This is a genomic window from Micromonospora sp. NPDC048907 (assembly GCF_055586885.1).
The window spans coordinates 276,594-288,424 of sequence record NZ_JBVJHI010000004.1; the positions used below are offsets into that span (position 1 = coordinate 276,594).

Genomic DNA, 11,831 nt, shown 5'->3' on the forward strand with positions numbered 1-11,831 from the left:
TCCCCCGCTCCCGTGCCGGCCCGGGCCAGCGTACGGGCGGTGGCGCCGGCCCGGCATCCGGCGATCGTGCGGACGGAACCGCCGGGTCAGGCGGCGTAGCGGGCGGCGAGGTCGACGACCCGGCGGGCGGCCGCCACCATGGCCCGGTCGGCGAACCGCCCGTCGGGCAGCACCACGGTGCCGGAGTCGCGGGTGTGCGCGTCGGCGACCGCGGCGAGCAGCTCGCGGGCCCGGTCCACCTCCCGCTCGGCGGGGCGGAACGCGTCGGCGATCACCGGCAGCTGGCGCGGGTGGATGGCGGCCCGGCCCAGGAAGCCGAGCCGCCGGCCGGCCGCGCAGGAGGCGGCCAGGCCGTCGAGGTCGGCCACGTCGGCGTACACCGACATGGCCGGCGGCGGCAGGCCGGCCGCGCGGGCCGCGACCACGATCCGGCCGCGCGCCCAGAGCAGGCCGTCGTCGTCGGCGACGCCCAGGTCGGAGCGGAGGTCGGCCTCGCCGAGCCCGAGCGAGGCCACCGCCGGGTGGGCGGTCGCGATGGCGTACGCGGACTCCAGCCCGACGGCCGACTCGACAAGCGGGTGCAGCGGGGTGTCGACGCGGGCTGCCACCGCGGCCACCGTCGCCGGTGACTCCACCTTGGGCAGTCGCAGCCCGGCCAGCCCCGGCCGGCCCGCGACGGCGGCCAGGTCGGCGTCGAGGTCCGGGCCGGTCAGCTCGGTGACCCGCACCTGCACGGGCAGCGGCTGCGGGTCGGCGAGGAACTCGGCGACGGCGTCGCGGGCGTACGCCTTGCGACCGGCCACCACGGCGTCCTCCAGGTCGAGGATGACCGCGTCGGCGCCGGCCGCGACCGCCTTGGCGAACCGGTCGGGCCGGTCGCCGGGCACGTAGAGCCAGGTGAGCAGCATCAGATCACCCCGCGCTCGCGCAGCGCGGCCAGCTCGTCGGCGGTCAGGCCGAGCGCGCCGAACACCGCGTCGGTGTCCTGGCCGTGGCGGCGGCCGGCGTGCCGGATCTCCCCCGGGCTGTCCGACATCCGGAACGGCACGTTCTGCATCCGCACCTCGCCCAATTCCTCGTCGGGCACGGTGACCACGGTGCCGAGGGCCGCGTACTGGGGGTCGGCGAGGATGTCCCGCACGTCGTAGACGGGGGCCACGGCGGCCTGGGCCGCCTCGAACGCGGCCACCACCTCGTCGCGGTCCCGCTTGCCCACCCACGCGCCAACCGCCGCGTCGAGCTCGTCGGCGTGCGCGGCCCGGCCGCTGCCGGTGGCGAACCACGGCTCGTCCACGAGTTCCGGGCGGCCGACGAGCCGGACCACCCGCTCGGCGATGCTCTGCGCGCTGGTGGACACCGCCACCCACCGCCCGTCGGCGCACCGGTAGGTGTTGCGGGGGGCGTTGTTGTTGGACCGGTTGCCCAGCCGGGGCTGGACGTAGCCGAGCTGGTCGTACCAGGTGATCTGCGGGCCGAGCATCGCCATGATCGGCTCGATGATGGCGAGGTCGACCACCTGGCCCCGGCCGGTCAGGTCGCGGCCGCGCAGGGCCAGCATGACCGCGTACGCGGCGGCGAGCGCGGTGACCGAGTCGGCCAGCCCGAACGGCGGCAGGGTCGGCGGCCCGTCGGGCTCCCCGGTGGCCGCCGCGAACCCGCTCATCGCCTCGGCGAGGGTGCCGAACCCGGGCCGCGGCGCGTACGGGCCGACCTGCCCGAAGCCGCTGATCCGGGCGATCACCAGGCGCGGGTTGACGGCGTGCAGCTCGTCCGGGCCGAGGCCCCAGCGTTCCAGGGTGCCGGGGCGGAAGTTCTCCACCAGCACGTCGGCGTCGGCGAGCAGCCGGCGCAGCAGGTCCGCGCCCTCCGGCCGGGAAAGGTCGAGCGTGACGGTCCGCTTGTTGCGGCCGAGCACCTTCCACCACAGGCCGACGCCGTCCCTGGCGGGGCCGTGCCCCCGGGACGGGTCCGGCTTGGCGGGATGCTCCACCTTCACCACGTCGGCGCCGAAGTCGCCGAGGAACGCGGCGGCCAGCGGGCCGGCGAACAGGGTGGCCAGGTCGACCACCTTGACGCCGTGCAGCGGAGCGGTCGTGGTCATGGCGTCCCCTTCATCGGGTCGACGGCGGCGAGGAACACGTCCCCGTTGCCGAGCGCGGCGCCGCCGTCGGGCGTGCCGGCGGTGCGGCCGCTGACCAGCAGCCGGCCGTCGGGCCCGACGGTGGCGTAGACGTTCTCCTCGCCGAACGGGTCGGCGGCGTCGTCGCGGGCGGTGCCGTACTGGGCGACCGTGACCTGCCGGCCCTTGCCGTCGAGGCGCAGGGTGAGCACGTCCGCGCCGCCGGCCGGCACGCCGAGGGCGCTGCCCGTGAAGCCGACCACCGCGACGGTGCCGTCGGCGAGGGCCAGCACGTCGGTGCCGGCGTCCGCGCCGCGCCCGCCGGTGACGGTCCGCCAGCGCTGCGTGCCCCTGGCCGTGTACGCCACGGTGAGCACGTCCCCGGCCGTGGCGCCGGTGGCCACCACCTGGCCGGTGCCGGTGACCGTGACGCCGCCGAGCAGGTCGTCGCCCGTGCCGCCGGCCACGGTGAGCCAGTCGCGGGTGCCGTCCGGGGTGAACCGGGCGAGCCAGCCGTCGGCCCCGCCGAGCGGCGTGGTGCCGGGCAGCGCGCCGGAGGTGCCGCCGGCCACGTAGACGCCGTTCGCGTCGGCCGCCACGGCGTACGCCTTGTCCTCGCCGGGGCTGCCGAACTGCCGGGTCCAGGCCAGCGTGCCGTCCGGGGCGATCCGGGCGAGCACCGCGTCCTTGTCGCCGGCGCTGGTGCCGCCGAACGCGCCGCTGGTGTAGCCGGCGACGTACGCGCCGCCGTCGGGGGCGGCGGTGAGCGCGTAGAAACGGTCGGCCTTGCCGGGGTCACCGGCCTGGGTGAGCCAGGCCCGCCGCCCCGTGGCGGTCAGCTTCGCCACGAACGCGTCGTCGGCGGGGCTGTCCGGGTGCCGGCCGTCGAGGTCGCCGCGGGTGTACCCGGCGGTGAGCACGCCACCGTCGGGCAGCGGCACGGTCCCGTAGAGCCGGTCGTTGGCGGCGGTGCCGAACTGGCTGGTCCAGCGGACCGTGCGGTCGGCCGCGAGCCGGGTGACCACGGCGTCGAGGCCGCCGGCGTACGGCTGTCCGGCCACGGCGCCGGTGGCCGCGTAGCCGAGGGTGACGTCGCCGTCGGGGTGGGCGGCGACCCCGCCGGCCCAGTCGGCGCCGGCCGTGCCGTGCAGCGGGGCGGGCAGCCCGGCCGGCGGGGTGACGCTGAGCGTGGCGGCCAGGTGCTTCAGGCCGTCGACGAACGCGGGCCGCCAGACGTCCCAGTCGTGCCCGCCGTCCAGGACGCGGAACTCGGCGGCGACGCCGTCGGCCCGGCGCACCGTGTTGTAGAGGGTGGCGGCCTCGTAGTCGAGGTCGTGCGCGGCGTCGGCCGGGTCGGGGTTGGCCCACTCGTCGTCGCCGACGGCGATGAACATCCGCACCGGCGACTCGGCGTCGAGGCCGGGGAGCAGGGCCGGGTAGTTCAGCCGCTGGTACACCTCGTCGGAGAAGGGCTCGTCGCCGTCGCCGAACGCGCCGAACTCGCGGGCCGACGAGTCAGCCGGGGGCAGCGGCCGGTAGACGGCCGGGCTGAGCACCAGCGCGTTGGCGAAGAGGTCCTGGTGGGCCAGGGCGTAGCGCAGGGCGCCGGCCCCGCCCATCGAGTAGCCGCCGACCAGCCGGGCGTCGCGGTGCGCGGCGGTGCGGTAGGTGGCGTCGACGTGCGCGACGAGGTCGCGGGTCAGCGCGGTCTCCACCGGCCGGCCCGGGCGGTCGGCGCCGGTGTACGCGGAGTCGACGTACCAGTTGCCGCGCTCGCTCCACGGCGCGTCGGGCAGCACGGCGATCACCGGCGGGACCTCGCCGTCGGCGATGAGCCGGTCCAGGTCGCTCTTCACCCGGGTCCACGCCTGCATGGTGTCCCCGCGCCCGTGCAGCAGGTAGAGCACCGGGTATCGGGTGCCGGCGTTCGCCGCGTCGGCGTAGCCGTGCGGCAGGTAGACGGTGTAGTCGATGGGGGCGCCGAGGGCCGGTGAGGGGGCGGCCGCGGTGGCGAGGGTGCCGGACCGCTCCTTGCCGGCGACGGCGGTCTCCGGGGCGAGGCCGGCGAGCCCGACAGCGGTCAGCAGGGCGACCAGGGCGGCGCCGGGGCGCCACGCTCTTCTCATCGGAGGGCTCCTTCGGGCAGGTCGGCGGCGCAGCGGAAACCGATCGAGGTGGAGCGGGTCAGGCCGGCGCCGGTGAGCAGCAGCTTCACCGAGACGTCCGGCGGCTGCGGGCCGCCGTCGAGGTACCAGTCGGAGCCCTCCGCGCGGTAGGCGCAGCCGCCCTTGAGGATGACGAAGCGGGTGCGCCCGTCGGAGTGCTCGCTCTCGGTCAGGTTCCAGACGAGGGGTTCCCGCCGGACCAGCAGGCCCGCCTCGGCGGCCACCTGCCATTCGTCCTCGGTGGGCAGCCGCAGCCCGGCCCAGTCGGCGTACGCGCGGGCGTCGGCGAGGTCGACACCGGTAACCGGGGCGTCGGCGGGGCCCTGCCCGGCGGTGAACCGCTCCGGCCGGACCGGCCGGTAGCCGGTGGCGGCGAGGAAACGCGCGTACTCGCCGTGGGTGACCTCGTGGGTGTCGATGGCGAAGCGGCCGAGCCGGACCTGGCGGCGCAGCGTGCCGGTGTGGTGCAGGCGCGGCGGCAGCGGCTTCCACTCGTCGACGTACGGGGCCTCGCCGTAGAGGCCGGTCTCCCGGACCCGGTGGCGCACGGTCAGCTCGTGCCGGCCACCCTCCATGGTCACCATGCCGTCGGGCAGGGCGGCGAGGGGTGACCACGGGGTGCGGGCGCGCACGGCGGCGCGGGCCGGGAACGACGGGTCCCCGGTCGGCGGCTCGTGCCGGGGCACCGGCGTCTCGGTGGCGACCACGGCGGCGATCGCCCCGGCGGGCAGCGGGCCGCCGACGGCCACCCGGCCGTCCTCGAGTTCGGTGACGGTCAGCTCGGCGCCGGTGATCAGGTCAACGAAGCGCCCCGGCCGGGCGTCGGTGAGCAGCCACGGGCCGTCGTGGTCGGCGCCCCGGTTGACCACCGTCCACAGCGGCTGGTCGTCGTGGGTCCAGCGGGACGCGTACACCTGGCCGGCGCCGGGGTGGTCGGCGAGCGGGACCCAGTCCTCGGCGCGCAGCCAGGCGGCGTGGCTGGCCTGCACCCGCCGCATGGCCCGCAGCACGGCCCGGTCCCGCTCGTTCCAGCCGACCCAGACGCCGAAGACGCTCTCCCAGACCAGCACACCGCAGCCGTTGAGCCAGGCGGAGTGCAGCTCGTCGAGGTGGTCCCGGTGCCAGCGGCGGGTGTGGTGCAGGACGTGCCGGCGTTCGAACCATTTGGCCCGCAGCACGCCGGGGGTGTCCGAGTCGGCGAACCACTGCGCCCAGGACATGGCGTGGTCGGCGATCCGGGCCAGCGGGACCCGGCTCTCCCCCTCCAGGACCAGGCCGGGGCGGACCGCGTCGAGGGCCTTGCGCAGCTCGCCGGCGCCCTCCTTCAGGGTGTCCAGGAAGACCCCGTCGACGCCCAGCCGGCCGGCCAGCGCGGCGACCTCCTCGGCGTCCGCGCCGGGCTCCCGCCGCGTGCCGGTGTCCCACGGGTTGTAGTCGACGAACACCCGGACCCCGGCGGCCTGGAACGCGCGGACCACCTCGGGCAGTTCGGGCACGTCCCGGTACCAGTCGAACTGGTTGCGCTCGTCCAGGCCGATCACCGGGTACGCGTGCCAGAGCACCACCCCGTCGAAGCCGCCGAAGTCGCGCCGCGCCGCGTCGAGGAACGCCTCGACGGTGAACTCACCGCGGTCGTGGTCGTACAAGGTTTCGTCCCAGAGCCAGGCGAGGCAGACGCTGAAACAGTCGCCGGCGATCTCGTCGTAGTGCGCTCCGGTGTAGCCGAGCCGGGCGCGGGCGTCGGCCCGCCACTGGGTGAGCTGCTCCCGCCAGGCCGGCCAGGCGGCGGGGTCGTCGGGGGCGGCGAAGATCTTCGCCTCGTCGAGGGTGGTCAGGTCGGCGTGGCTGCCGAGCGGGACCTCGGTGGGCCGGTCGATCGGCCGCGGCACGTACGGGTTGAAGCTCACTGGACCCCTCCGTAGGTGGCGGCGGCGAGCGCGTCGATGGCGGCCCGCTCGGGCAGGGCGGTGGACGCGCCGGGGCGTTGGGCGCAGGCCGCGCCGGCGGCGCACGCCCAGCGCAGCGCGCCGGTGGCGGTGTCGCCGGTGAGCCCGCCGCGTTCGGCCAGGGCGACCGCGAGGGCACCGGTGAACGCGTCGCCGGCCGCCGTGGTGTCCACCGCGTCGATCGTCGGGGCCGGCACCTCGACCCGGGCGCCCTCCCGGTCGGCGTAGGCCGCGCCGCGCGCGCCGAGGGTGAGCACCGCCCGGGGCACCAGGCCGACCAGCGCGTCGAGCAGGGCCGCCGGCTCGTCGGTGAACACGCCGGCCACGACGGCGGCCTCGTGCTCGTTGACCACCAGCACGTCGACCAGGTCGAGCAGCTCGGTGGGCAGCGGCCGGGCCGGGGCGGCGTTGAGCACCACGGCGGCGCCGCCCGCGTGCGCCCAGCCGGCGGCGCGGGTGACCTCCGACAGCGGCACCTCCAGTTGCAGGAGCAGCACGCCGGCCGCCGCCACCGCGTCGCGGTCGGCGTCGTCGTCGAGGGTCAGTGCGCCGTTCGCGCCGGGGGCGACCACGATGCAGTTCTCCGCCGCGTGGTCCACGGCGATCAGCGCGACCCCGGACGGCCCGTCGACCGTGCGCAGGCCGGCGACGTCGACGCCGGCCGCGGCCAGGTTGTCCCGCAGCAGCCCGCCGAACCCGTCGCCGCCGACGGCGCCGACGAAGGCGCAGTCGGCGCCGGCCCGGGCGGCGGCGACCGCCTGGTTGGCGCCCTTGCCGCCGGGCACCATCCGGAAGTCGTCGCCGAGGACCGTCTCGCCGGGGCGGGGCAGCTGCGGCGCGCTGACCACGAGGTCCAGGTTGGCGCTGCCGACCACCACCACCCGGGCGCTCACGCCGGGCTCCCCACGGCCAGGGCCAGGGTGCGGTCGGCCAACTCGTCGAAACCGATGCCGTCGAAACCGGCGATGCTGCTGGCCAGCCGGTTGCGCAGCGGCGCGACCCAGCGGCCGGGCAGCCGGGCGGCGCCGGTGAGCGCTCCGGTGACCGCGCCGACGGTGGCGCCGTTGGAGTCGGTGTCCCAGCCGCCCGCGACGACCGCGCAGATGGAGCGTTCCAGGTCGCCCCGCCCGTACGCCAGGGCCGCCGCGACCAGGGCGGCGTTGTTGCGGACGTGCACCCAGTGCAGGTGGCCGTGCCGCGCGTAGAGGGTGTCCACGATGCTCTCCCAGTCGTCACCGGCGGCGCCGAGGGCGCGCGCCTCGCGGACGGCGGCGGTGAACCGGCTGCCCGGGGGCAGCACCGACTCGCCCGCGTCCAGCACCGCGTCGACGTCGCCGGCCACGGGGGCCGCCGCGGCCATGGCGGCCACCCAGACCGCCCCGTAGGCGCCGGCCCGGACGTGGCTCACGGCCGCGTCGCGCCAGGCGGCCTCGGCGGCCCGGTCGGGGCGGCCGGGGTTGGTCCAGCCGTACACGTCGGTGCGGATCTGCGCGCCGATCCACTCCCGGAACGGGTTGTGCCGGCGGGCGGTGTCCGGCGGGGTGAGGCCGAGCAGCAGGTTGCGGTAGGCGACCCGCTCGGCGGTGAAGACCCGCCCGGCGGGCAGCCAGTCCAGCCAGGCCTGGGCCACGTCGGCGCTGGTGAAGCCGGGTCCGTGGGTCTCCAGGACGCGCAGCGCCAGCAGCGGGAAGTTGAGGTCGTCGTCCTCGGGCATGCCGGCGATGTTCTCGGCGAGGCTGGTCGGGGCGCTGCGCCGGTTCCACGGCCAGCGGGCGGCCACGTCGGCCGGCAGCCCCCGCGCGGTGAACCAGTCGCGCAGCGGCCACCGGCCGGTGGCGGTGAGGATCTCCCGGATCCCGTGGCGGGGGATCTTCTCCACCGGCTTGCCGAGCAGGCAGCCGGCGGCCCGGCCGAGCCAGGCACCGTGCAGCCGGTCCCGCTCGACGGTGGTCGGCAGGTCCCAGGCGCCCGGCCAGGTCTTGCGGACCCCGTCGAGGTCGGCGGGCTCGTCGGCGGCGTCCGGGCCGGGCAGCGCGTCGGCGGCGTCGAGCAGCTCGACGGCGAGGGCGCGCAGGGCCGGCGGCGCCGGCACCGGCGAGGCGCCGGTGACCGGTGGCGTGACGTCGCCGCCGGCCGCCGCCCAGCGGTCGGCCAGGGCGGTGACGTCGCGGCCCTCGTCGCGGCTGGCGGCCAGTTCGTGCGGCAGCAGGTCCTCCGGCTGCACCCAGGTCAGCCGCAGCCCGCCGGCCGTCCCCCTCGGCCGGCCGGCGGGCACCGCGCCGGCAGCGCTCATGCCAGCCCGCCGAACCGCTCGGCCCGCCGGGCGAAGCGCTCCCGGTCGCGGTCGAACACCTCGGTGGCGACCCCGGCGAGGACCCGCGCGGGCTCGACCAGGTCGGTGCGGGACGCCGTGGCGACCACCTCCGACCATTCCGCCGGCACCGCCGCCGCGCCGCCGAGCGCCCCGGCGATCGCACCGGCCATGGTCGCCGTGGAGTCGGCGTCCCGGCCGTAGTTGACCGAGCCGAGCACGGCCGCCCGGTAGTCGCCGCCGGCCACCACGAGCATGCCCAGCGCCACCGGAAGCTCCTCGATGGCGTGCAGCCGGCTCGGGCGGCGGGCGCCCAGGCCGGGGCTGCGGTACTCCTCCCCCACGGTGTCGTAGGGGGCCACGGCGGCGCGCAGCGCCGGGATGGCGGCCTTCCAGTCGTCGTGCCCGCGGGCCTCCTTGACCACCGCGTCGATGGCGGCGCGGGTGCCGTCGCGGGCCAGGTCCAGGGCGGCGGCCACGACGTCGTCGACGCTCGCGCCGGGGGTCGCGGCCGCGGCGACCGCGGCGGCGAACACCGCCGCGGCCTCCCGCCCGTAGCTGTGCTGGTGCGCCCCGGCGATCTCCACGGCCTCGGCGTACGCGCCGGCCGGGTCGCCGGCGTTGACGATGCCGACCGGCGCCATGTACATGGCGGCGCCGCAGTTCACGATGTTGCCCACGCCCGCCTCGCGCGGGTCGGCGTGGGCGTGGTGCAGGCGGGTGACCAGCCACCGCTCGGCCGCGGCCAGGCGGTGGAAGGTCACCCCCTCCCGCTCCAGGTCCGGGATGTACACCACCCGCTCGATCAGGTCGGGGACGAGCAGTTCCACCACGTCGTACGCGTCGAGGTGGTCCCGCTTGGCCGCGTACGCCCGCACCAGCGCGTGGGTCATCAACGTGTCGTCGGTGATGTGCCCGTCGCCCTTGTGGTACGGCGCGAGTGGCCGCGCGGTGGCCCAGTCGGCGTGGTACGGGGGGACGATCCCCTCGACCCAGCCGCCGAAGCGGGCGCGGATCTGCTCCGGGAGTGCCGTCTCGGTGGCCCCGCCGAGGGCGTCGCCCACCGCGGCGCCGACCAGGCAACCGACCGACGTGTCGAGCAAGAGTGACATGGTTACCTCAGAACCTGCTTGCCACCGTCGACCAGCTGCGTGGCGAGCTGGTCCAGGGTGATCTTGTTGGCGAAGTACTGCTGGAGGGCCGGGGTGGCGTACTTGGTCTTCCACTCCGGGTAGCCGTCGGCCTTCTGGAACGGGGCGACGGTCAGGTCGGCGGCGCTGTCCGCGGCGACGTCCCAGCCCTGCTTGCCGCCGGTGAGCTTGACCAGCTCCTGGTTGGCCTGCTTGCCGGTGGGCACCAGCCAGTCACCCTTGGCCAGGGCGGCCATGTTCGTCGGGTTCAGGAACCACTCCAGGAACTGCGCGGCCTGCTTCTTGTGCTTGCTGTCCTCGGCGACGGACAGGGTCTGCGGGTTGGCCGCCTGCTTGGCGGAGAGGCCCTTGACCGGCGGGAGGGTGACCCACTCGAAGCCGGCTGGGGCCTGCTCGACCATCTGCTGGCGCAGCGAGACCGAGCCGGGGAGCATCGCGTACTTGCCGCCGAAGAAGCCGGGCAGGGTGTCCGCGCCGCTCATGCCCAGCGCCTCCGGAGAGGCCGACTTGGTCGTGTAGATCATGTCGTGGATCCGCTTCGGCACCTCCTTCTCCGCGTCGCCGACCTTGACCTCGGTCTTGCCGCCGTCGCCGTAGAAGAACGCGCCGTCGTAGTTCAGCGCCAGGTTCAGCACCCGGTTGGTGGGCGACTTGAGCGCCCACGCGGCGCCGTACTGGCCGGGCTTGGTGAGCTTCTGGGCGTTGGCCTGGAACTCGTCCCAGGTCCAGCCGCCGTCGGCGGGCGGTACGGCGATCCCGGCGGCGTCGAGCAGCTTCTTGTTGGCGATGACGACCTGCGACTCCAGCAGGAACGGCACGCCGGTGACCTTGCCGTCGAAGGTGGCGGTGTCCCAGACGCCCGGGTCGATCTGGCCCTTGAAGTCGTCACTCAGCAGCTTGGAGACGTCGGCCAGGTAGCCCTGCTTGCTGAACTCGCCGATGGCCGAGGCCTCGTAGTGCACGATGTCGGCCACGTCGCCGCCCTCGAACGAGGTGACGAGCTGGTCGTGGATCGAGTTCCAGTCGCCCTGGACGTACTCGACCTGGATGTCCGGGTGCTCGGCGTTCCACTTGGCGACCAGGTCCTTGTTGGCCTGCAGCGACTCCTTCTGCCAGGCGAGGCTGAGGAAGCGCAGCTTGACCGGGCCGGACGAGTTCTCGTCCTCGCCGCCGCCGTCACCGCACGCGGTGAGGGCGCCGAGCCCGACGACCGCGACCGCGGCGGCCGCGGCGAGTCGGCGGAACCTGCTACGGAGCATGGGGGATTCCTCCTTGGTGGTGGTTGTGGGGGGACGTGGTCAGCCCTTGACCGCGCCGGCGAGCGACCCGGACGAGAGGCGGCGTTGCATGACCGCGAAGAAGATCAGGCTCGGCAGGGTGGCCAGCAGCGAACCGGCCGCCAGGGGACCCAGGCGGGCGGTGCCCTCGATGCCGACGAACCGGGCCAGGGCGACCGGCAGGGTCGCCAGCTCGGGCGTCTTGACCAGCACCAGCGCGAAGAAGAACTCGTTCCAGGCGGAGATGAAGGAGAACAGCGCGGTCGCCACGAGGCCCGGGGCGAGCAGCGGGAAGACCACCCGGCGCAGCACCTGCAGCCGGCTGGCGCCGTCGACGCTGGCCGCCTCCTCCAGCTCGCGCGGGATGTTGCGAACGAAGCCCTGCAGCATCCACAGCGCGAACGGCAGCGCCCAGACCACGTAGATCAACACCAGGCCGGCGTGGGTGTTGGCCAGCCCGACCTGCCGCAGGATCAGGAAGATCGGGATGATCAGCAGCACGAACGGGAAGAGCTGCGACAGCAGCACCCAGCCCAGCGCCACGGTGCCCAGCCTGGTCCGGAACCGCGCGAGCGCGTACGAGGCGGGCAGCGCGACCAGCACGGTGAGCACCGCCGAGGCGAGCGACACCTGGAGGCTGTTCAGCGCGGCCCGGCCGAGCTGCTGCTCGGTGAAGGCCTGCACGAAGTTCTGCACGGTCGGGTTGCTGGGGATGAGCGTGGGGTGCAGCCGCACCAGTTCGCGCGGCGGCTTGAACGCGGTGGACAGCAGCCAGACCAGCGGGAACCCGAGGAAGATCAGGTAGCCGGTCAGCGCGACGTACTGGAGGGTCCGCCCGGTGCGGCTCGGCTTTCCGAACATG

Annotated in this window: 9 protein-coding genes; all 9 read right to left on the reverse strand. The window is 75.7% G+C overall.

The window, feature by feature from the left end; genetic code table 11:
* Positions 1-86: 86 nt before the first annotated feature.
* From ACZ6PY_RS15325 to ACZ6PY_RS15365, 9 genes are read right to left on the reverse strand one after another with little or no spacing between them, the layout of a single operon-like run.
* Positions 87-908: an HpcH/HpaI aldolase/citrate lyase family protein gene (locus ACZ6PY_RS15325; protein WP_466072572.1), complete on the reverse strand. Its 822-nt coding sequence runs from the start codon at positions 906-908 to the stop codon at positions 87-89.
* Complete coding sequence (locus ACZ6PY_RS15330; protein WP_466072574.1) at positions 908-2,101, reverse strand: CaiB/BaiF CoA transferase family protein; 1,194 nt, start codon at positions 2,099-2,101, stop codon at positions 908-910. Before ACZ6PY_RS15330 ends, ACZ6PY_RS15325 begins: the two co-directional genes overlap by 1 nt.
* Entirely contained in the window at positions 2,098-4,245 is a 2,148-nt protein-coding gene (locus ACZ6PY_RS15335) for an alpha/beta hydrolase-fold protein (protein ID WP_466072576.1), read from the reverse strand. Before ACZ6PY_RS15335 ends, ACZ6PY_RS15330 begins: the two co-directional genes overlap by 4 nt.
* The gene (locus tag ACZ6PY_RS15340; RefSeq protein ID WP_466072578.1) at positions 4,242-6,191 is read right to left on the reverse strand and encodes a formylglycine-generating enzyme family protein; all 1,950 of its coding nucleotides are present in this window, start codon (positions 6,189-6,191) and stop codon (positions 4,242-4,244) included. The genes ACZ6PY_RS15335 and ACZ6PY_RS15340 overlap by 4 nt, the downstream gene beginning before the upstream one ends.
* Positions 6,188-7,123 carry a PfkB family carbohydrate kinase gene (locus ACZ6PY_RS15345; protein ID WP_466072580.1) on the reverse strand — a complete coding sequence of 312 codons (936 nt, stop codon included), beginning with the start codon at positions 7,121-7,123 and terminating at the stop codon, positions 6,188-6,190. Before ACZ6PY_RS15345 ends, ACZ6PY_RS15340 begins: the two co-directional genes overlap by 4 nt.
* Positions 7,120-8,523, reverse strand: a complete 1,404-nt coding sequence (locus ACZ6PY_RS15350; protein ID WP_466072582.1) for an ADP-ribosylglycohydrolase family protein — start codon at positions 8,521-8,523, stop codon at positions 7,120-7,122. Before ACZ6PY_RS15350 ends, ACZ6PY_RS15345 begins: the two co-directional genes overlap by 4 nt.
* The gene (locus ACZ6PY_RS15355; RefSeq protein WP_466072584.1) at positions 8,520-9,653 is read right to left on the reverse strand and encodes an ADP-ribosylglycohydrolase family protein; all 1,134 of its coding nucleotides are present in this window, start codon (positions 9,651-9,653) and stop codon (positions 8,520-8,522) included. The genes ACZ6PY_RS15350 and ACZ6PY_RS15355 overlap by 4 nt, the downstream gene beginning before the upstream one ends.
* Positions 9,654-9,655: 2 nt before the next feature.
* On the reverse strand, positions 9,656-10,951 hold the full coding sequence (locus ACZ6PY_RS15360) for an ABC transporter substrate-binding protein (RefSeq protein WP_466072586.1): 1,296 nt from the start codon (positions 10,949-10,951) through the stop codon (positions 9,656-9,658).
* A gap of 39 nt (positions 10,952-10,990) precedes the next feature.
* Complete coding sequence (locus ACZ6PY_RS15365) at positions 10,991-11,830, reverse strand: carbohydrate ABC transporter permease (RefSeq protein WP_466072588.1); 840 nt, start codon at positions 11,828-11,830, stop codon at positions 10,991-10,993.
* Position 11,831: the final 1 nt, after the last annotated feature.

Bases quoted from the DNA above. Each gene is read 5' to 3' on its own strand.
- ACZ6PY_RS15325 (WP_466072572.1), bottom strand. From the start codon at position 908: ATGCTGCTCACCTGGCTCTACGTGCCCGGCGACCGGCCCGACCGGTTC.
- ACZ6PY_RS15330 (WP_466072574.1), bottom strand. From the start codon at position 2,101: ATGACCACGACCGCTCCGCTGCACGGCGTCAAGGTGGTCGACCTGGCC.
- ACZ6PY_RS15335 (WP_466072576.1), bottom strand. From the start codon at position 4,245: ATGAGAAGAGCGTGGCGCCCCGGCGCCGCCCTGGTCGCCCTGCTGACC.
- ACZ6PY_RS15350 (WP_466072582.1), bottom strand. From the start codon at position 8,523: ATGAGCGCTGCCGGCGCGGTGCCCGCCGGCCGGCCGAGGGGGACGGCC.
- ACZ6PY_RS15355 (WP_466072584.1), bottom strand. From the start codon at position 9,653: ATGTCACTCTTGCTCGACACGTCGGTCGGTTGCCTGGTCGGCGCCGCG.
- ACZ6PY_RS15360 (WP_466072586.1), bottom strand. From the start codon at position 10,951: ATGCTCCGTAGCAGGTTCCGCCGACTCGCCGCGGCCGCCGCGGTCGCG.
- ACZ6PY_RS15365 (WP_466072588.1), bottom strand. From the start codon at position 11,830: ATGTTCGGAAAGCCGAGCCGCACCGGGCGGACCCTCCAGTACGTCGCG.